The sequence below is a fragment of the Paenibacillus azoreducens genome, assembly GCF_021654775.1.
GTDB classification, from domain to species: domain Bacteria; phylum Bacillota; class Bacilli; order Paenibacillales; family Paenibacillaceae; genus Paenibacillus_AQ; species Paenibacillus_AQ azoreducens.
In genome coordinates this window covers 5,294,000-5,313,840 of the sequence record NZ_AP025343.1, presented here as the reverse complement: position 1 = coordinate 5,313,840, position 19,841 = coordinate 5,294,000, and the positions used below count along the sequence as shown (strand labels likewise).

Here is a 19,841-nt window from a genome sequence, read left to right as displayed (position 1 = left end):
GGAGGGACGATCCATGAAAATTGGTATTATCAGTTTGGCGCATATGCATGCGCTTACATATATCGAGGTTATGCTTGATATGAAGGATGTGCAGATCGTTGGTGTCGCCGATGAGGATCGGGCAAGAAGGGAACAGTGGGCCGAGCATTTCAAACAGCTCAATATCCCTTTGTTTTCGGACTATCAGCAGCTGCTGGAACAGGATGTAGATGCCGTCGTCGTGACATCGGAAAACGTGAAGCATCATGAGCATGTTCTAGCCGCGGCTCGCGCAGGCAAACATGTGCTGTGCGAAAAGCCGCTGGCCACCAACCTGAAGGACATGCAGGAGATGATCGAAGTATGTGAAAAGAATGACGTCTATCTCCGTACGGCTTTTCCGGTTCGATTCTGCACCCCGGTCGCAGCTGCAAAGAAGGCGATCGATTCCGGTCAAATCGGCGCCATCCTCGCGATTAAAGGCACCAACCACGGGTATATTCCGGGCGGCTGGTTCACGGATCCCTCATTATCCGGCGGAGGAGCGGTGATGGATCATACCGTGCATCTGGTCGATGTGATGAGGTGGTTGATGGGGGCTGAGGTTCAAGAAGTATATGCGGAATATGACAGCCGTTTTTCCGACGACCCGATTGATGATTGCGGTATCGTGACCTTGGAGTTTGACAACGGCGTCTTTGCTACGATCGATTGCAGTTGGTCGCGCACGAAAATTTATCCGACCTGGGGCGATGTGACCATGGAAATCATAGGGACGGACGGTGTTCTGCATGTGGACGCATTCGGGCAGAAAGTGAATGTATACAGCGAAGCTGATGGGGTGAAATGGGACCCTTGGGGGGACAACATGGACGCGGGACTTATGCAGGATTTCATCGAAAGTATCCGCAGCGGAAAAGGCACACTAGCAACAGGTCTCGACGGTTTGCGGGCAACTGAGGTGGCGCTGGCGGCTTATCAGGCATCCGAGCAAAAGCAGACAGTCGTGCTAAGATAATAAAAATGAGGACAGATAGATTTTTGGCTGTGAGCCACCCTGTTAGCGATATAAGGAGTGGATCACAGCCTTCCTCATGGAATATTCTGCATACGTATATTGTTTGATTCAAGAACTCTACCCTGAAAATCGGATTGTCCGGGGCAGAGGTGAACAATTCGTGCAATAACTATTTAGAATCCGTAAACGTTGCGGTTCTTGTGTTTCCATTCCAGTCGACTTTAACGCCAAGAATTTCAGCAAGCTGTCTGACAGGCAGGAAGGTCACATTGTTTTTAATCGTAGGCGCAGCCTTGCCGAGATTTACGTTTTTGCCGTCGACAAGCATCTCGGATTTTCCAATATGCATAATGATATTTTTGTTATCTTTCTTCAGCGTAATTTTCTCTTGGCTTTGTTCCCATCCAACTTCAAACCCGAATGCGTCCGCCAGTGCTTTTAAAGGAATCATGGTCCAACCATTCTCGATAAACGGCTCCGCTCCGCTTCCGAATACGGTATGCAGATATTGCCCATTTACGAGGACTATGACACGGTTTTTCTTCGCTTCTTCACAAGTGGGAAGTTCTACTTTTACTTTCTTTCCATCGATGACCAAACCGCCGTCTCGGCTTGGGCTTGTGGAACAGGAAGGCATGGGAACAACATCCGACCAAAAGAAATTATCATCCGGATTCCTTGCATATGCCGTATTTCCGATCAACAGGATAAGAAGCAGGGTGAATATCGTCGCAAGTTTCCATTTTGTTTGCAACAAAATCATCATCTCCCAGATATGTCTGATTCTTAATTTGACTTTTTCAGTTCCCAGCCGTAAGTCTTGTTGATCGCATCCAATTCTTTTTGCGGGAGTGCGTCGACATAGGCTTGAGGTACGGTGTTTTTCTCAATTCCTTTTTTCGTAAGCGCTACAATCTCCTCGGTGGTGAAACTTTCCGTCTTTTTAAGTTCCAAGCCATAAGTCTTATTGATCTCGTCCAAATATTTTTGCGGCAGTTGATCGACAAAATGTTGAGGTATGAAAAGTTCTATAGGTATGGAAGAATTGTAAGGTACGGAAGAATGATCGTTAATCAATTGTTTCATAATTTCTACAACTTCCTCAGTTGTATAATCCGGCGGCGTTAAACTTTTTCTCATTTCGGGCGCCTCGGTTACATTTCCATCTTTATCGTAATAGAGGACCGTTCCGTCCGCCATTTGAACGTAAACATTGCGGCCCTGAGGTTTTTTATCAGTCGGGATTTTGGGCGGCACTGCCGATTCGGCTGCAGACGCAACAAGTCCGCCGATTCCAACCATTGAGATTGTTGAGACAAGAGACATCATGATAATAAACTTATTCAGTTTCTTCACACCCATCAGGTTTACGAGTCTCCTTTTCATGTTTTTTTTCGGAGTGCATAAGCTGCTGGTGCAAACCACATTTCTCTTCATAACGCCATACTCCAGCATTTTTAACAGTGTTTCACCGTATAATCTGCGGCTTTCCATATCCATGTCCCGAACGACTTTTTCGTCGCAGGAGAGTTCACAAAGCGTATTCAACTGTTTGTTGAGAACATAGGCCGCCGGATTAAACCAGTGAATCGCGTTAACAACCAGTATGATCAGTTTCATCACCAGATCGCCGCGCTTTAAATGAACGAGCTCGTGAGAGATTATCATGTCGAGCTCTTTTTCGTCCAAAGGGGTATCCGGCAAAACAACAAAAGGTTTCCACAACCCCATGACCATGGGTGTTGTTGCATGACTGCTGACGATTACCTTGACGGGGCAGTCAACCGTCTCACATACGCGGCTGTTTTGCAAGATCGACCGCTTAAAAGTCCGATAGTTTTTTACATTCACGGCAATAAAGACAATGGTTCCCGCTGCCCAAATCAGGATGGCGGTTAATACGATTTCTTGAAGATTTTCCAGCCGCGACAAACTGATAAACGGTTGATTAAGAAATGAGCGATGACTTGCTGTTTGTTCGATTGGCAGGACGTGTATAAATGGTTCCGTCATCTTTCCCGCCGGCGGGCTTGTACTGCTATCGGTCAAAATAGAACAGATAAGCGGGCCGAGCCTATTGATGATCGCAGAACCGCCAAGCAGAAAAAACACAGGAATAAAACTGGTGTAATAGTGCCATGTTTGCGAAAACAGTTTTTGCGTGATTGGCTTTACACTGGTTTGCACGATCCAAATGATCGTCCCGACGAATGACGCCATGATGAGAGACAAGGCAAAAACCGTCATCTCTCACCATCCTTCCGATGGAACCACTCTTTTAACTCCTCAATGTCATCTTGACTGAGGTCATCATCTTCAACCAATGTAGCGATAAAGTTTTTGATCTTGCCATTGTATAGGCGGCGAAGAAAAGTTTGGTTCTCGTACTTCTTGTATTCGCTCCATGTCAAAGTAGGTTCGTAAAAATTCACCTTGCCGTGCATAGATTTGGCCAGAAATCCTTTTTCAATCAGCCGTTTCAGTATGGTCGACACAGTCGAAGTTTTCCAGTCTTTGTTGTCGAAGATATTCAAAAGCTGTGCAACGGTTACGGGAGCAGCCGATTTCCATATCACCTCCATGATCTCCATTTCTGTTTCGGACAGTTTTCCTAGATTTTTCATTGGCACGCATCTCCAATCATTACTGCGACAACTTGTCGCAATGAAAATATACGACAACTTGTCGCAGTTGTCAATCCTTAAAGTTTTTCTTTCAGGCAAGTTTTGTTATCAAAATAATGGCTGGAGACTGAATTTCTACAGGCTTTTGCTTTGATAAAAATGAATACATATTTCCTCCTGCTTTCTCAAACAATGAGGTAAAGACCACGTCGTAATAAGAAGGAGGAAGAAGGTCTTGAAATTTTGGAAAAAAAATAAATGGCCTAATTGCGTAAAGGCGGCAGGACTGGCTTTGCTTCTCGGGATCATACCGACGTTACCTGTGTCTGCGGAACAATCATCATCCACGCATAGTGAAAGCGTGATTACGCCTGAAGAGAGAAAGCGGGAAATTCAGCAGAATCCGCAAGCGGCTGCGACAAAAGAAAAAAAGGTAGCCATTATCATTGATGATTTTGGAAACGGGCAGGGCGGAACGGAAGAGATGCTTTCGATGCCGATCAAGCTGACGGTTGCCATTATGCCATTCCTCCCGACAACCCAAAGCGATGCCGAGAAAGCGCATAAAAAAGGTTACGATGTCATTGTCCACATGCCGATGGAACCAAAGCACAGCAACCCGAAATGGCTTGGCCCCGGCGCAATTACGTCGAAAATGAGCGACGAAGAGGTGCGCCGGAAAGTGGAGGAAGCCATCGACAATGTTCCTTATGCCGTTGGCATGAACAATCACATGGGCTCGAAAATAACCGGCGATGAGCGGATTATGTCCGTAGTTCTCAAAGTTTGCCAGGAGAGGGGCCTGTTTTTTGTCGACAGCAAAACGAATTACCATTCCATAGTCGGCAAGCTCGCCGTAAATATGGGCATGCCTCCTGTTACGAACCACATTTTCCTGGACGATCAGCATACGATAAGCCATATCAGCAAACAACTGAGGGCTGTCGAGGAGTTTGCCCAAAAACATGATCATTGCGTGACCATCGGCCATGTGGGGACTCAGGGCAAAAAAACGGCCGAAGCGCTGAAGAAGAGTATTGCCAGCATGCAGGGGCGCGTGACCTTTGTCGGCATCAGCGATATGGTCCGGGATATCTGGGGCTGGCAGCCTGTGCCTATATTGCCGTCAAATAATAATTGATGCCGTTTACGATGGCCTTGGCGATTTTGAGCTGACCCCTCCGATCTGTCAGCATGGCCCGGTCTTCGGCATTGCTCAGAAATCCGGTTTCCACGATCACGGCAGGATCGGCTACCTGATTGAGCAGATAAAACGGCCGGCCATGCTTGATAGAACCTTTGAGCCCGTACAGCTGATCAAGCTGCTCCTGAATAGCCAAGGCAAGCATGACGCTCCGTCCTTCTTTCTGAAACAAGACAAGACCTCCGCGATTGGCGGTATTACGCGACCAGTTCACATGTAAACTGACGACTACGAGTGTTGGAATTTGCTGGCTCAGCTCTTTGCGCTGGGCCAAATCTTTTTGATGTCTGGATCTGCTTTTCAGCCAGTGATTGTCGTCGCTGAGTGCATAATCGCCAGTCCGGTTAAGAATGGCATGATATCCTTTGCTGCGCAGAAGCATGAAAACTTTTTGCGAGATGGCGAGAGTGATGTCCTTTTCCAAAATGTTTTGAAAAGAAGTACCTCCGTCAACACCGCCGTGACCGGCATCGATAATAATGACGTCGCGTGGAAATGCAGGATGTTCCTTGACTTCCTCCGGAGCAGCCAAAGACATGACTTGCAGGGGAGAAGCAATGGTCAGGGAAGCGGTAATTAATGAGGAAAACAACAACTTTGAAAACTTGTTCATATATCAAGGCCACCCTTTCAGGAATTGAAGTTCATAATAAACAGCCAACCGTCCCATAAAGTTATGCTCAATAGTTAGAATGCGCAAATAACGGAAAAAAATGCATATAAAACCGAAAGTGAATCCGGATATGATGTTTCCCCTGAAAGTTCCATTCCGGTCTCAAACAAGATCTGTTTAAAACGCTGCAGATTTGCGCAAGCTATTGCTATCACAGATACGGAAGGGGCGTAAATGTGAATGGCTAACGGAGACGAACTTGTTAAATACATTACGGAACGCGTCGTAACATTTATGGAAACTCCCAAGGAAGAGCGGCGGAGGAACAAAGCGAAGGAACCATGGTCGGAAAAATGGTTTGGCATGATTCCGCTTGGGTTAACGCTGATGAAGCGGCAGTCCTCAAGAAAAAAACAAAAATAATAGGCAAAAGACGCCTTGGCCGGCAATCGGTCGGGGCGTCTTTTGAGTTGGTTAGAAACATCTCATGCATATGTGTTTAGATTTGGGATAAGTTCAGGCTGTGAAACTCGCCGTGTCCGATGAGCTCGGATGCGGGCAAAAAGCGGCTGCCGTTTTTACCGGAAGCAGCGTACAAAATTTCGCTTTCACTGCCGTCGGCAGACCAGGCATGGATACCGGTAATAGCAAATGGCGCGCCATAATCGGCGTTGCGTCCCGGGGATGTGAACACAAGGCTGTTCCTTCCCTTAGTTACGGCTTGCATCAGATCGCCGTTTTGTTTCAAGGATAACTTGGGTGAGGCAAGCCACATCAGATTGTCATAAGGATCGGTAATCCGCTGCGGGACGGGGATCATCGTACCGGCGACACGGATGCCCGGATGCGGCGTTAAACCGCCGGCGGCCTTGGCATCACTCGCGGTTTGAAGCGGCAGTTCTTCGGCAGTGATGCCGTGTAGGTAGATCGCCTTTTTGCCCGGTTGGGAAATTTCCCATACCGGAAGCAAAGCGGAATACCGCGCTTCGATGCTTACCCCTGCCGGCAGCTTGGAACCGGCTTGCAGAATGCCAAGCTGCTTTAATCGGCTGTACAGCGCCTGCGTATTATAAGGCATGGATTCATCCCGGCCGTATTCGCTCAGCATGTAATTTCCATCATCGGTTGAGGTCAAAATCAGGTAGCCGATCGGCTTGCCGTTTTGGCTGACCGTAGCCAGCCAACTGTGCGTACCCGGACCAAGCGGCTGATAGGAGATGCTTGCATTTTTCCATTGTCCGAAAGATTCCTGTAAGGACAGTTCATTCACCACGTCTTTCGTGAAGCTTTGCAGAGAAGACGGAATGGCTGCGAGCTGCCGGCTGAAAACCATATTTTTTAAAGTAGCTGTATTTATCGAAACGCCTGGTTTGTCTGCCTTGGTATTTGCGGATGTTTTGGCATGTAATGCTCCTGCTGGCATCAGGCATTGGACAATAAGAAGCAGGGCTGCCGCTTTTTTGGTCAAGGAGAGAAGTGTCTTGTTCATTTCATTCACCTTTCCTATTTACCATTGTTTTCCTAATTGTATGGGACAAGCCATAAAAAGGCTGTTGCAAGTTGTCGCCCGCCCATTCGTTTGCACGGTTCTATTTTTGCCTTCTTTTAGCGAGGGAAGTCTAAATGCCTCTAGCGGGGCGCAATCAAAAAAATGGCGGATCGGATCTGCCCGGAAAATGCCTGATTGTACGTGATTTGGGCGAATCAAACGGGTCTGTTATTTTTTTGACCCGCGCCAGGTGGACCGCAAATGAAACAGACCGCAAGTTATGGCGGACAAATGGACCTTGGGTTCGTATTGCCATGTCGTTTCGCTCCGTCTGCTGGCGTATTGTTCGCGGATAGAGACCAGCTTTTCTTCATCAGGTTCTTTGAGCAGATCCTCATAATATATGTCGATGACCGCAAGCTCCTCTTTCAGGCGTTCTCTGGCTTGCTCCGCCCAGCCGTAATCCATTTCCGCGAGTCTGCGGATCAAATAGGACTCAAGCGAACCGGCAGCCTGGGAAAGCGAGATGGAGGCAGGCCGGATATGAATGTTTTCAGGCAGGCGGGGGCTGAGGGTCACGCCTCTTAACCTGTCAGGAAAAGGGGTAATGATCTGCCCGGTGACAAGCGATATGCCGATAAAATGCAGTTCTTCCTTTTTGACGTCGCAGGACATTTCCGCCTTGAAACAAACTCCGAGCCATGGTTCGTACGCCGCGGAAAACAGCGTTTCACGCTGAAGCGAAGGCGGCTGTTCGAACAGATACAGGCAGAAGCCTTCCTGGCGCGCGGCATTCCAGATTTGCTGCAGTCTGCTGCTGCCGTAGGTTACGTCCTCGCGCTGAATACGTCCCGGCCCGATCTGAGGCAGCACCGGTGCTGCGCCGTAATACCGTGAAAGAAGCTTGTCCGCGGGATCGGCTGCTCTTTTCTGCTCGTTTTGGTCGTATTGCTCCGGGTCGAATACAAACGTGAAGGAGAGTGTCTCGGCTTCCGCGCCGGTCCGGTCGACGAATCCCCAGTAATAGGGCCGGTTGGTCAACTGTCTGTCCGCTTGCGGGGACAGTTTGACCGTCACATGATGCGGCGATGTCTCGATGATCTGGCATCCCGTACCCTCAAGATAAGTCAGCATATGCTCCCGGACCTGCTGCGTCGACAAGGCCATGTTATGCTTCCTCCTCTTTTATGTTTTCCGATTCGTAATCCACCTGCTGTTTGATTTGACCGAGGGTTTGTCCGAGCGTGTCGACCTTTTGCCGGATTTCCTCGTTGGACTCAGATTCCAGAAACAGCTTGTACAAGCTTTTTTCGAAAGATTCCTTTTTTTCAAAACGTTCGAGAATGACATCGAGGCCGCCGATGACCATTTCGAACATATTGATTTTTTCATGCAGCAGATGCAGAATATGCTCTTCGATGGTACCGGTGGTGGACAGATTGTAGATTTTTACGTCGTTTTGCTGTCCAAGGCGATGCACCCGTCCGATCCGCTGCTCTACCCGCATAGGGTTCCATGGCAGGTCGAAATTGATCATATGGTGGCAAAATTGCAGATTAATGCCTTCGCCGCCGGCTTCGGTGGCGATCATGACTTGGGCGCGCCCTTTGAATAAATCCATCATCCAGTCCTTTTTGCCGCGGTTCATGCCTCCCCGGTAGGGTACGCAAATGAGGCCGTGCTTCTGAAAATATTGCAGCAAATATTCCTGGGTGGCGCGGTATTCGGTGAACACGATCACCTTATCGTCCATCTGCCGGATCAGTTCGATCGTTTTTTCGGCTTTGGTATTGGCTTGGATTGCTTTAATCGCATTTACCAGTTCCCAGACCTTGGCTGTAAGCGGCGACTCGTCCGGAATTTTTTTGGAGAGATTCACAAGCGTCAGAAATACGGCGTCACGGCTGCTGCATACTTCCCGCTGCAAGGTAACAAGCGACAGCATGCTGCTTAGATTGCCGCCGGAGGCCTGGTATTGTTCCTTCACGAAGTTCGTCACGCCGTCATACAGCGCCTGCTCCTCAGGCGACAGCTGCAGACTGACATTGCTTACATGGCGTTTTGTAAAATGAACCGGGCCTTCGCCGCGGCGATTGCGGATCATTACTTTGGCCAGTTCGTCTTTAAGCTGTTCCTGATTTTTCGGCTGTCTTTTTCCGACTACGAAATTGGTGGCAAAGTCTCCTTGGCGGCCTAGCTGTCCGGGTTTGAGCAAGGTGATCAGATTAAACAGCTCGGTCATGTCATTTTGCACCGGAGTTGCCGTCAAGAGCAGGCAGTATTTCTTCCGCAGCTTTTGGATGAATTGATAGTTTGTCGTTTTTTTGTTTTTCAGTTTATGGGCTTCATCGATGATCAGCATGTCATATTCCTGTTCCAGCAGAAAATCCTTGTGCGGGTCGCGTTTCGCCGTATCGATCGAAGCGACGACAATATCGGAATGCCAGGTGTAGGCTTTTTTTTGGGCAACGGCGGGAATGCCGAATTTGCTGTTTAGCTCGCGCACCCACTGCAGCACTAGAGAAGCCGGCACGAGAATCAATACTTTGGATACGAGGCCGCGAATGATATATTCTTTTAAAATCAGGCCTGCCTCGATGGTTTTGCCAAGTCCGACCTCATCGGCCAAAATCGCTCTGCCGGACATTTCAAACAGCACCCTGCGCGCCGTGTCCACCTGATGGGGGAGCGGGGAAAGGCCGTACAAATGCTTGAGGCACTGAAGTTCGTCGAAACTGGTAACCAGACGGGCTTCTTCGCCTTGAATGGCCAGCTGCGCCAGCTTCCAGTCTCCCCAGGGTCCGCCTTTGTCCAACCGGCTGCTCAGCTCCTCAAGCCAGCTGCGGTCGATATGCAGAGGAACCGGAAGATCAAGCGCCTGCCCGCTGGGGGTTGGGGAATTGTTCATATCCGTACCTCCTTCTCTTCGTCGTATACCTACGTATGTGTAGTATGCACGTAAACGAAAGAGTTCATAACAGGGCGGGAAAGAACAGGGGTTAAATTAGGCGATGGATGTTTTCATGATCAGATTCATAGACAAAAAATCAAAAAAGTGAGATAAAAGCAGAAAAGGAGAGTTTGTCCGGCGAAGAGGACTGTTCAGCCTTGAAATTCTCAGATGTACTCTGTAGAGTCACAACATATGGTATTGTATAATTAGCAATGTGCACAATATATGGTGCGTATGGGCTTTGTTTCAGGAAGTGGCGCCTTATATATGACTAACGGATCATCAGATGAGAAAACGATAAATTAGGGTGGATTTAAGCAAATTTCATGGGAGGTTTAATGTTTGAGCATGAACGAACGAAAGCAGAAACTTGAGGGATTAAGCGAAAAAATCTTTTTGGACCGGTATGCGTGGAAAGATGCGGATTCCAGTCATGCCAAGGTTGGGGATGTCGTATTGGTGCTGACCAAAGACGATCCGAAATTTCCGACCAAAGAAGTTGGCGAGATCGTAAACCGGGACGGCAATAAAGTGACGGTTAAAACCCGCCGCGGCGAACTTGTGGAATCGGATGTGGAACGGTTAACGCTGAACATTGAAAAAACACCGGAGGAGATGTGGGACCGCCTGGCCGGAGCGATGGCCTCCGTAGAAGAAACGCCGGAGCTGCAGGAGGAATGGCGGGAGAAATTCCGCTCGGTACTGGATGATTGGAAGCTGGTTCCGGGCGGCCGGATTGCGGCGGGGGCAGGCGCCAGCGATGAGCTGACGCTGTTTAACTGCTATGTCATTCCATCGCCGAAAGACAGCCGTGGAGGCATCATGGCTACCCTGTCCGAAATGACGGAAATTATGGCTCGCGGCGGCGGTGTCGGGATCAATCTGTCTTCTTTGCGTCCGCGCAGAGCGATCGTCAAGGGAGTTAACGGTTCTTCCAGCGGAGCCGTTTCCTGGGGAGGATTGTTCAGCTATACGACCGGCCTGATTGAGCAGGGCGGAAGCCGCCGGGGCGCGCTTATGCTGATGATTAATGACTGGCACCCGGATGTGCTGGATTTCATCACCGTCAAGCAAACGATGGGACAAGTTACGAACGCGAACCTTTCCGTTTGCGTAAGCAATGATTTTATGAAGGCGGTCAAGGAGGATCTGGATTGGGAGCTTGTTTTCCCGGACACGAACGAGCCGAATTACGATGAAATCTGGGACGGCGATCTCGATAAATGGAAAAAGGAAGGCCGCGCCGTAATCCACTACCGCACGGTCAAAGCGCGTGAAATCTGGCATACCATTATCGAATCGGCATGGAAATCCGCAGAACCAGGCGTTGTATTTATGGAATATTACAACCAAATGTCCAACAGCTGGTATTTCAACCCGATCATCTGCACCAATCCGTGCGGCGAGCAGGGGCTGCCTGCATGGGGCGTGTGCAATCTGTCGGCGATCAACCTTTCGAAGTTTTATGACGAAGACAAGCAGGACGTAGCATGGGACGATTTGGCGTTGACTACGCATTATTCTGTACGATTCCTGGATAATGTCATTGCCAAGACGCCGTATCATTTTGAAGAAAACGAAAAAAACCAGAAGAACGAACGCCGCGTCGGTCTCGGCACGATGGGGCTTGCAGAGCTGATGATCAAACTGAAAGTCCGCTACGGCAGCCCGGAATCACTGGAATTCCTGGACAAACTGTACGGATTTATCGCCCGCGAAGCTTATTTGGCATCCACTGAAATCGCCAAGGAAAAAGGTTCCTTCCAGGCCCTTGACGCCGAGCTTTATTTGCAAAGCGGCTTTATGAAAAATATGACCGAGGTATATCCGGAGGTAGGAGCGGCGATCCGGGAAAACGGCATCCGCAACGTAACCATCATTACGCAAGCTCCGACCGGAAGCACAGGGACCATGGTCGGGACATCGACAGGCATCGAACCGTATTTCGCGTTCAAATATTTCCGCCAAAGCCGTCTCGGCTTTGACGAACAATTTGTACCGATCGCCCAAAATTGGCTGGATGCGCATCCGGGCGAGCAGCTTCCGGATTATTTCGTAACGGCGATGGATTTGTCCGCAGAGGATCATATCCGGGCGCAGGCGGCGATCCAGCGCTGGGTGGACAGCTCCATCTCGAAAACGGCGAATTGCCCTTCGGACTTCACGGTGGAAGATACGAAACGTTTGTATGAGCTGGCCTTCGATCTGGGCTGCAAAGGCGTGACGATCTACCGTGACGGCAGCCGCGACGTACAGGTATTGCAAACGGAGAATAAAGAAGATAAGAAGCAGGACGAAAAACAAACCGCGGCTGCGGATGAAGCGGCCAGCACGGGAGAAACCAGCGTTGCGACGCAGTCTATCGCCCCTGCAGGCGTATCCGGCGGCAAGGTTGTCGATAATCAGTACAAACGCCGCCCGCAGGTGCTGCGCGGGGCAACGTACAAGATCAACACGCCGTTTGGCATGGCTTATATCACGATTAACGATCTCAACGGCATTCCAAGTGAGATTTTCCTGAACGTGGGCAAAGCCGGCTCCGACGTATTTGCGATGGCGGAAGCGCTTGGGCGCGTCTGCTCACTGTTCCTTCGTTACGGGGATCATGGCCAAAAAGCCGAATTGTTGATCAAGCATTTGAAGGGTATCGGCGGTTCCGGAGCCATCGGCTTTGGTCCTAACCGCGTCGAGTCCATCGCCGACGCCGTTGCCAAAGCGCTTGAAATTCATCTGCAATCCGACTTCGGGGATGACCATGATCCGGCTCCGGTAGCCGCTACGCTGGCTCAGGAGACGGCAGATCATGACATCGCTGCGGATAACCGCTACCGTGATCCGGAAGCTTCCCGCGATCTGTGCCCATCCTGCGGATCGGCGACGCTGATCAATATCGAAGGCTGCAAAACCTGCGGGAATTGCGGGTACAGCAAGTGTTCGTAAGGCAGGAAAGCGGGAAATGGGATTCTATCCGGGTGCTTGATCGATGCAGCTCATTTTAATGCATCTGGAAATGATTTAAATGACATGCCCCCACTAGCTTAGGCTGGTGGGGGCATTAAACTTACCTTGAAGATCTGGAGCGTAATCTTTTTATGAAAAGATAAGCAAGCAGTAGGATGATTAGCAATGACACCATTACATATATCAGTGGAAATGTAATATAAGTGCTTGTATCGTGTGTGTATTGTAAAAAATAATTTGGAAGAGAATTCTCTTTTGAATGATCATTCGAGTAAGAGGAAAAATGAATAATGACACGAGTAAAATTGTCGTGATTGGTCAGCTCGTCACCTTCAAGAGTAAAGCTTTGGAGAGTTGTCATCACTGGCTGTGGCGATTTTAACCATTTCCATTCATCATTGATATTCGACTTTGTATACATCTTGGAATCTATAGGACTTATGGGTCTTAAAAAGTCGCTTACTTCCACCGTTAATTTGTCGTTGTTCTTAACTATCATTTTATCGGTAAAATAATAATCTATATAAGTATCATAAATTGGTTCATTATTATCGACATTTTTAAATGTATAAATAGAATATTTTATCTTATCATCAATATTTTTTTTAAAGCCGCTTTTAGGGTTGGAAATTTGTACTGAATTCACATTAAAGGTAGAATCAATAAAACTGGTATTATCTTTGGTAGTGCTGTTTATATAATCGCGCAATATTTTATCTATTGCCAATTTATCATTAATTTTTGCATATGGTTCGGCGTATACCTGCATAACTGCTGTATTCGTTAAAAGAATCAGAAAAAATGTCATAATATACAATTTAAATAAATTGATCTTTAATCCTTGTTTCCATGACAAAAACATAGCAATGCATTTCACATTAAAACTCCTCCTTTTCAAAAAATATTGTAACGTGCCCATATATGTTATGTATTTGTTATTAACAAAAAGGAGAACACCTCTTCATATGGTAAGAAGCCAAAGGTTATTACCACACAGAAGAGGTGCCTTCACAATTATAAATCAACAATAGCCAGTTGACCAACTAAATATTGCTCTGGAAACACTATTTTGAATTACTGGATGTATGAGGAAGAGACTTCTATCGCTTTCATGTTGCGAAGGAATTAATAACTCAAAATTGCAGTTTTAGCATTTGTATAAATTGTATTTGATGAATTATATGTTATGCCTATAGCTCCTGCAGTAAATGAAATAGTATAAGAATATTTATTTGGATTATACATATAACTCATGATTATTCTTTTATCTGTACCTGAACCAACTTTGGCGTGGCAATATGCAGCTCCTTTCATTTTCATGCTCCAATCAGGTGAACCGAGTTGACTGCCTGAATATTCTGCTCCATTAAATTGTTGTGTATTTGCTGTCATACTGCCGCCAACAGCCCAATTAGACATTGTATAATCCTTATACCATACTTGCCCACCATATTCATACGGTTTCATCGCATCCCCAAGTTGAAATGAAAAACTGTCATTACCAGCAGGTTTTTTATCTGCAGTAAACTCATACGTTGGATATATATATATTGTATCACCGGATTTAAATGCAGATGCATCAAAAGTAATCTCGGAAAAAACTTGATTTACTTTAGAAGTTATCATATCAGAGGATTCAATATATTCTAGCGTAGATACATCAGCATTATTTTTCATATCATTAACCATGAACAATTTGATATCATGATCTAAAGAATCAACTTGAGCTTGTGGCATACCTGCACGTATTAAAAATTCATCTGGAGATACCTCATTAGCTGACGCTTTAACCCCACCAAGATTAAGGCTGAAGATAAGACCAAAGCACAAGACAAAAGAAAATAGCTTTTTCATATCAGACTCTCCTTTTATTAATTTTTACGGCTGCTTTCCAACTTCAGATGATCTAATTGTAAACAAAAGTCACCTCCAATTATTTTTAACAATTAGCAATATCATTTACATTAATTCTATTTTTATATTAAACTACTAATATTTGTAATTGAACGAAAAACGTATTGCGGTAAACCGACATTTTTTTGCGGTACCGAAAATGAAATAATAGTGATGATGTAACAAGTTGAGTTTTTGAATTTGCGTTGGTAGTAAAAATGGCGATTGGCCGAAATAAACAGTAACACTTATGACAAATTTGTATCCGATGAGCAGGCTGTTTTGGTGTAATTTTGGGCGGAATTGTGAACGCTCTGCAAGCATTGCGAACCGATACTGGAAGATAATGAGCAGAAATATGCCGGCAAGCTTTCCGTTACTGCGGTGAAGACCTCAAGCGAAAATTTTCTTATATTTTGAAACTTCTGCTGAACATATGGATTCAGTACGGAGTTTTATTTGCTTTTCTAACAATCGCATCCACGGAAAGAGGGAGTTAATTGTGAACAAATCTTGAATTGTGTTCAATTTTGCATAGCAGAATTGTAACCCGAATTGTAATCTGTTTGTCATTTAACTCTATTATTTTTACTGTAAGTTTTATAAATGTTAGCGGGTGTTATAAAAGGGAGGTGCCAAGATGATGATCGCCCACAACGCCAAAAGTACTGCGGAAGTTTAGAAAGGAGCATCATAAATGAAAAAATATAATCATCGATTTAAATACCTTGCCAACAGCGGGAAATCCAAGTTTAAGGAACGTATAGCGGCCATAATCGTTACAAGTATTCTCTGTTCGTCCGTGATGCCGGTATCCGCTTTGGCGGCCGACGCGCCAATCCGGACGGCTGCAGCTGCAGGAACTTCAGATACGGCGGCGACAACAAAAACAGCCAAAGTGCCTTCTGCTGATTCAATCCATCTTAACGTTAAATCGGCCGTGCTGATTGAGCCGACAACAGGAGAGATCCTCTTGTCCATTAACGCCGACGAGGCTTTCGCTCCAGCGAGCATGACCAAGATGATGACGGAGTACATTGTCGCGGATAAAGTCAAAAAAGGAAAGATATCCTGGAATGACGTCGTTACCGTCAGTGAAAATGCCTCCAAAAGCATTGGTTCCCGTATATTTCTGGCAGAAGGAGATACGCACACTGTCAAAGAGTTGTATACCGCGATGGCGGTGGGTTCCGCCAATGACGCTACGGTCGCGCTTGCGGAATACGTGGCCGGTTCCGAACTGAACTTCGTAAAGTTGATGAACGAGGAAGCCAAGCGTATGGGAATGACAAAGACCCATTTTATTAACTCCACAGGTCTTAACAGGGCAGACATGCCGGAGGGTTTTCGTCCTGAAGGAGAAGGTGAAACACTGATGTCCGCCAAGGACGTAGCGACGCTGGCTAAATATATTATCAATGATGATCCTAATTTCGCTGATTTTTCATCCATTCAGTTCTACAAGTTCCGTAAGACAGATAAAGATGCTATCGTTAACTCGGACTGGATGCTGGAAGCCAATAAAAAGATTCCGAACTTAAAGCAATACGCTTATGAAGGACTTGACGGCTTAAAGACAGGATATACCCAGGATGCAGGTTACTGCTTTGCCGGTACCGCAGAGCGCAACGGAATGCGCCTGATCAGCGTCGTCATGGGCACCAAATCGATGGGCGGCCGCTTTAAAGAAACGAAGAAGGTGCTCGATTACGGATTCGATAACTTTAAAGTGAAGCAGATGGTCGCCGCTGGCAGCAAAGTGACCGGTGCGGAAACATCTCCCGTCATTGATGGGAAAGAAACGGAAGTCCCGCTGGTGACTGAAAGCGCGGTTAACTTTGTTGTTCCAAAAGCAGGCGGATTATTAAAGCCTACTGTCTCGGTCAATCTTAACCGCGATGGCCTCACCGCTCCAGTCGAACCAGGCGCAAAAGCCGGAACCGCAACGTTCACTTACCATGTCGAGGGTATGAGTTCGGTCCAAAAGCAAACCGTGAACCTGATCTCCGAACAAAAAGTCGAGAAAGCGGGTTGGTTCATTTTGCTGCTTCGTTCTATCGGCCATTTTTTCGGTAATTTATTCGACGGCATCAAGCATTTGTTCTAATAGATAATGGCGTTCTTCCTTTTTACTACATTTCGCGAAAGCTTTGCTTGACAAGATGAAGGGTTTTATGCGAAGTTACTGGTGTCGAAAAGGTGAATAGAGTGCGAGAAGCGAAAAAAGGTGAAACATTATGAAAGTGAATCGGATGGAAGCGTTCAGCGATGGCGTTCTGGCGGTGGGGAAAGATTGGAGGGGAAATTATCTCCCTTGCTCTCGCAGCCTTGACCGCATATGTAAGCCCTTGGATATCCGGCTTCTTTTTTTGTACTTGTTGCCGTGATCTGGTTCTTGCCGGATAAGCGGATCGAACATGCTCTGAAGAAGTAAAATGAAAATGAAGCTTCATAATGATAGTGCATCACTATTGCTCTATCCTGCATGATCATCCTTCAAGAACGGAGGGAGAGCTTGCTTAAGCCGAATAGCAATATATGGAGGAAGCTGACGGGACCGTATGGTTCTTCAGAAAACGTGCCTGTGTTATTGCAGCAGCTAATGCGGCAATATAGCCAGGAGGTTTTTGACGAACTCTTTCAGGAGCATTTGTTCCATCAAAATACGATATATCCGGTTACATACGCGGCGATGCCGTTTTTGGCACAAATAGCATGTTCTACATCTGATGCAGAAGTGCGCAAAGAGCTGTTTATAAATTGCGGCATCATCGAGGCAAGCCGTGATGGGCGCGATGAGGCGCCATTTCCAGAATCTTGGGCCGAGCTGGTTGAAGAAGCAGGGAGCTCCGTATGTACTGAATTGTATTGGGAATATATCGAGGAAATTGGCAGGATCAAGGCGCTTACAAAGGAAGTATTCGCCTATACGGCCTACCATTGCGCCGATGAGACGGAGAAACGTTATATTCTTGTTGCTGATGCTGCTTATCGGGGTTCGTATGTCCTTGCCAACATGCTGCTGACGTTTATTAACGGCGATGAGTATGTGGCCGTGTGTCCGGCTTGTGAGGAAGACGTATTCATATGGCCTAACGAACAAAATCCAGAAATCCTTCAAGCATATGAACATGATCCCGTCTTTCACACGGGCCAGGAATCACAAGTCATCTTTCCGGCAGCGTCATTTGCAGATGAAGAAATACGAATGATAGCGGAGCGGGCAGAAGCGATTGGGGAGCAGTCATTAGCCAGGCATCTGCATTATTTAGCGGGAGAAACATTATGCCCGTCCTGTCATGAGAAAATATCTGTATGGCCGTCTTTACTTAACACATTTACGTAGTACGTTTTCCATTTGAAAAATCGCATGGGCTACGTCCTCCCGGCTTGCTGCCACAAACTTGATAGCGGCCGTTATGATGTGGATGCATGCGTTCCTCGTTTAGGCCCGATTGGAGGAATGGGATTTATGCATCCTTCTCGGAGCGTCAAAAACCCCTGTTCTTATTTAAAGGAACAGGGGATCTTGGTAGTTCGAATTCATTATATCAAAGATTGGTTACCGTCTTTTGACACGTACTGGTCGCCATTAAATGCTTTTACCTAAAAAGTTCAATATGCTCCTGCAGAAATGCATCTAGCGTTCGCGGATCTCTGCCGAGCAATCGTTTGACCGTATCCGTAGGTCTCTCCGGCACCACCGTGGCCATCGTCTGGATTTCTACAACGTGATCTGCCAGCCAAGGCGGCATCTGTGCATGCTCGATCAAGTTGCTGCGTTGAACTTCGGGTTCCAAATTGATATATTGAATGTTTCTGTCCAGCAACATAGATAATTTATCCGCGATCTGCGGATAACTGAATGTTTCGGAGCCCGTCAAAGTGTAAATCTGTCCGGCTTTCTCGCGGTCAGTCAACACTTCGGCGGCAACATCCGCGATATCCCGGCAATCAATAAAATTACATGGGGAACTGCCCATCGATCCGAAAAACATACTTTGTGCCGTAACTGTAGGTATAAGACGCAGCAGATTTTGCATAAAAGCATAAGGGCGCAATACGGTATAAGTCAAACCTGATTCGGCCAATACCTGTTCAATTTTCCAGTGCCAACCGGCTACGGCTACAGGAGATCGCTCTTCAAAAGCAGGACTTGAAATTTTGACGATATGCTTAATACCGGCTTGGGCAGCTGTATGAATAATCGATGTCTCTATTTCAACTTGGTTAGGACTATTGCCCATGGCAAGAAAAAGCTGATCTGCTCCATTAAAAGCGCCATATAGCGACGAAGGGTCGGATGCATCGGCCATAACGGCCTCCACTTTGGAGCCGCCCAGTTCCTTGATCTTGGCTTCCAGTTTCTCAGGTTTTCTGCTCAGCGCCCGCGCGGGCACATCCAGCTTGATCAAACGTTCCACAAGCGCATTTCCAATCGTTCCTGTTGCTCCGATTATTGCTATCATTTCATCATTCCTCCAAATCGATCTATTTTTTAATTGATGAACGCCAGCGCCAGCTTATGATTGTACTCGCAATCGTTGCTGACAGCGGAAAATCAGTCCAGATATGACCTGACCAAGCCGAATATTCAGTCGGATTGACCAATGTCAGGACACTGGTTGTTGCAAAAGCGGACAGGAAGCCTAACATGCACCCGCCAAGCGCGAACAACACGACCACGATCAATTGTGGAGTGCGCACCAGCCAGCGTTTTTGCTGCCCTTTTGCCCGCAACCATAGGCCAATCAATAAAGCAAACAAACCGGATATTCCACCAATCGTGGTTAATGCTCTCATCATAAGAATCTTATCCCCAGTAACCAATCCGCCAATGCCTGCCATAACGGTAGGGGAGATAAAAGCCATCAACACTTCCCGCCATAACACAAATGCCTTGTTGCCGGGAGGAACAGGGCTCGTACTGTAAGAACCGCCTGTCGTATCCGAGTATTTTGTCTTATTCATCTAGCTGCTCCTTTCAAATGATTAGGAACCTAACTATATGTGTGTAAAAAAAAGACCTTTCACAAGTCGATGCTACACACATCAAGTTAATTCCTTCCCTGCAAACGATCACCCGATATCAACGTTGCTATCGTAG

At 46.9% G+C, this 19,841-nt stretch carries 17 protein-coding genes; 6 read left to right on the top strand and 11 right to left on the bottom strand.

Annotated elements, in window-relative coordinates; genetic code table 11:
- Nucleotides 1-13 precede the first annotated feature (13 nt).
- Nucleotides 14-997, top strand: a complete 984-nt coding sequence (locus tag L6442_RS23575; RefSeq protein ID WP_212979732.1) for a Gfo/Idh/MocA family protein — start codon at nt 14-16, stop codon at nt 995-997.
- Between the two features lie 169 nt (nt 998-1,166).
- Here L6442_RS23575 and L6442_RS23570 read toward each other — a convergent pair whose 3' ends face one another.
- The 3 genes from L6442_RS23570 to L6442_RS23560 are packed head-to-tail and all read right to left on the bottom strand — an operon-like array spanning nt 1,167 to nt 3,621.
- Nucleotides 1,167-1,754, bottom strand: coding sequence for a stalk domain-containing protein (locus L6442_RS23570; RefSeq protein WP_212979731.1), 588 nt, complete (start codon nt 1,752-1,754; stop codon nt 1,167-1,169).
- A 29-nt stretch (nt 1,755-1,783) separates the two neighbouring features.
- Nucleotides 1,784-3,244, bottom strand: coding sequence for a M56 family metallopeptidase (locus L6442_RS23565; protein ID WP_212979730.1), 1,461 nt, complete (start codon nt 3,242-3,244; stop codon nt 1,784-1,786).
- Entirely contained in the window at nt 3,241-3,621 is a 381-nt protein-coding gene (locus tag L6442_RS23560; RefSeq protein ID WP_212979729.1) for a BlaI/MecI/CopY family transcriptional regulator, read from the bottom strand. Before L6442_RS23560 ends, L6442_RS23565 begins: the two co-directional genes overlap by 4 nt.
- Before the next feature lie 235 nt (nt 3,622-3,856).
- On the opposite strand from L6442_RS23560, the gene L6442_RS23555 reads away from it, so the two are divergent.
- Nucleotides 3,857-4,762, top strand: coding sequence for a divergent polysaccharide deacetylase family protein (locus L6442_RS23555; RefSeq protein ID WP_212979728.1), 906 nt, complete (start codon nt 3,857-3,859; stop codon nt 4,760-4,762).
- Here L6442_RS23555 and L6442_RS23550 read toward each other — a convergent pair.
- Nucleotides 4,737-5,438, bottom strand: a complete 702-nt coding sequence (locus tag L6442_RS23550) for an N-acetylmuramoyl-L-alanine amidase (RefSeq protein ID WP_212979727.1) — start codon at nt 5,436-5,438, stop codon at nt 4,737-4,739. The two genes, L6442_RS23555 and L6442_RS23550, sit on opposite strands and share 26 nt — an antisense overlap.
- Before the next feature lie 240 nt (nt 5,439-5,678).
- Here L6442_RS23550 and L6442_RS23545 point away from each other — a divergent pair, with 240 nt between their 5' ends.
- The gene (locus L6442_RS23545; protein ID WP_212979726.1) at nt 5,679-5,861 is read left to right on the top strand and encodes a YqzE family protein; all 183 of its coding nucleotides are present in this window, start codon (nt 5,679-5,681) and stop codon (nt 5,859-5,861) included.
- 76 nt (nt 5,862-5,937) lie between these two features.
- On the opposite strand, the gene L6442_RS23540 is transcribed toward L6442_RS23545, so the two are convergent.
- The 3 genes from L6442_RS23540 to L6442_RS23530 all read right to left on the bottom strand — a co-directional run bounded on the left by L6442_RS23540 (nt 5,938) and on the right by L6442_RS23530 (nt 9,835).
- Nucleotides 5,938-6,927 carry a hypothetical protein gene (locus L6442_RS23540; protein WP_212979725.1) on the bottom strand — a complete coding sequence of 330 codons (990 nt, stop codon included), beginning with the start codon at nt 6,925-6,927 and terminating at the stop codon, nt 5,938-5,940.
- A 228-nt stretch (nt 6,928-7,155) separates the two neighbouring features.
- Nucleotides 7,156-8,094, bottom strand: coding sequence for a YqhG family protein (locus tag L6442_RS23535; RefSeq protein ID WP_212979724.1), 939 nt, complete (start codon nt 8,092-8,094; stop codon nt 7,156-7,158).
- A gap of 1 nt (nt 8,095) precedes the next feature.
- Nucleotides 8,096-9,835, bottom strand: a complete 1,740-nt coding sequence (locus tag L6442_RS23530) for a DEAD/DEAH box helicase (RefSeq protein WP_194232735.1) — start codon at nt 9,833-9,835, stop codon at nt 8,096-8,098.
- A 393-nt stretch (nt 9,836-10,228) separates the two neighbouring features.
- On the opposite strand from L6442_RS23530, the gene L6442_RS23525 reads away from it, so the two are divergent.
- Entirely contained in the window at nt 10,229-12,820 is a 2,592-nt protein-coding gene (locus tag L6442_RS23525; protein ID WP_212979752.1) for an adenosylcobalamin-dependent ribonucleoside-diphosphate reductase, read from the top strand.
- Between the two features lie 121 nt (nt 12,821-12,941).
- Here L6442_RS23525 and L6442_RS23520 read toward each other — a convergent pair whose 3' ends face one another.
- Nucleotides 12,942-13,718 (bottom strand): hypothetical protein, encoded by a 777-nt coding sequence (locus tag L6442_RS23520; protein WP_212979723.1) that lies wholly within the window; start codon nt 13,716-13,718, stop codon nt 12,942-12,944.
- Between the two features lie 248 nt (nt 13,719-13,966).
- Nucleotides 13,967-14,695 (bottom strand): hypothetical protein, encoded by a 729-nt coding sequence (locus L6442_RS23515; RefSeq protein ID WP_212979722.1) that lies wholly within the window; start codon nt 14,693-14,695, stop codon nt 13,967-13,969.
- Between the two features lie 736 nt (nt 14,696-15,431).
- On the opposite strand from L6442_RS23515, the gene L6442_RS23510 reads away from it, so the two are divergent.
- Both L6442_RS23510 and L6442_RS23505 read left to right on the top strand, forming a co-directional pair.
- Nucleotides 15,432-16,841 (top strand): D-alanyl-D-alanine carboxypeptidase family protein, encoded by a 1,410-nt coding sequence (locus L6442_RS23510; RefSeq protein ID WP_237100059.1) that lies wholly within the window; start codon nt 15,432-15,434, stop codon nt 16,839-16,841.
- 408 nt (nt 16,842-17,249) lie between these two features.
- Complete coding sequence (locus L6442_RS23505; RefSeq protein ID WP_212979721.1) at nt 17,250-18,080, top strand: hypothetical protein; 831 nt, start codon at nt 17,250-17,252, stop codon at nt 18,078-18,080.
- A 256-nt stretch (nt 18,081-18,336) separates the two neighbouring features.
- On the opposite strand, the gene L6442_RS23500 is transcribed toward L6442_RS23505, so the two are convergent.
- Both L6442_RS23500 and L6442_RS23495 read right to left on the bottom strand, forming a co-directional pair.
- Entirely contained in the window at nt 18,337-19,203 is an 867-nt protein-coding gene (locus tag L6442_RS23500; protein WP_212979720.1) for an SDR family oxidoreductase, read from the bottom strand.
- A gap of 22 nt (nt 19,204-19,225) precedes the next feature.
- The gene (locus L6442_RS23495) at nt 19,226-19,705 is read right to left on the bottom strand and encodes a hypothetical protein (protein WP_212979719.1); all 480 of its coding nucleotides are present in this window, start codon (nt 19,703-19,705) and stop codon (nt 19,226-19,228) included.
- Between the last annotated feature and the right edge of the window lie 136 nt (nt 19,706-19,841).

What these genes read in the sequence shown, in the direction of transcription:
- L6442_RS23530 (WP_194232735.1), bottom strand. Translation starts at nt 9,835, where the DNA reads ATGAACAATTCCCCAACCCCCAGCGGGCAGGCGCTTGATCTTCCGGTT.
- L6442_RS23545 (WP_212979726.1), top strand. Translation starts at nt 5,679, where the DNA reads ATGGCTAACGGAGACGAACTTGTTAAATACATTACGGAACGCGTCGTA.
- L6442_RS23560 (WP_212979729.1), bottom strand. Translation starts at nt 3,621, where the DNA reads ATGAAAAATCTAGGAAAACTGTCCGAAACAGAAATGGAGATCATGGAG.
- L6442_RS23565 (WP_212979730.1), bottom strand. Translation starts at nt 3,244, where the DNA reads ATGACGGTTTTTGCCTTGTCTCTCATCATGGCGTCATTCGTCGGGACG.
- L6442_RS23575 (WP_212979732.1), top strand. Translation starts at nt 14, where the DNA reads ATGAAAATTGGTATTATCAGTTTGGCGCATATGCATGCGCTTACATAT.
- L6442_RS23515 (WP_212979722.1), bottom strand. Translation starts at nt 14,695, where the DNA reads ATGAAAAAGCTATTTTCTTTTGTCTTGTGCTTTGGTCTTATCTTCAGC.
- L6442_RS23540 (WP_212979725.1), bottom strand. Translation starts at nt 6,927, where the DNA reads ATGAACAAGACACTTCTCTCCTTGACCAAAAAAGCGGCAGCCCTGCTT.
- L6442_RS23525 (WP_212979752.1), top strand. Translation starts at nt 10,229, where the DNA reads ATGAACGAACGAAAGCAGAAACTTGAGGGATTAAGCGAAAAAATCTTT.
- L6442_RS23535 (WP_212979724.1), bottom strand. Translation starts at nt 8,094, where the DNA reads ATGGCCTTGTCGACGCAGCAGGTCCGGGAGCATATGCTGACTTATCTT.
- L6442_RS23495 (WP_212979719.1), bottom strand. Translation starts at nt 19,705, where the DNA reads ATGAATAAGACAAAATACTCGGATACGACAGGCGGTTCTTACAGTACG.
- L6442_RS23510 (WP_237100059.1), top strand. Translation starts at nt 15,432, where the DNA reads ATGAAAAAATATAATCATCGATTTAAATACCTTGCCAACAGCGGGAAA.
- L6442_RS23500 (WP_212979720.1), bottom strand. Translation starts at nt 19,203, where the DNA reads ATGATAGCAATAATCGGAGCAACAGGAACGATTGGAAATGCGCTTGTG.
- L6442_RS23550 (WP_212979727.1), bottom strand. Translation starts at nt 5,438, where the DNA reads ATGAACAAGTTTTCAAAGTTGTTGTTTTCCTCATTAATTACCGCTTCC.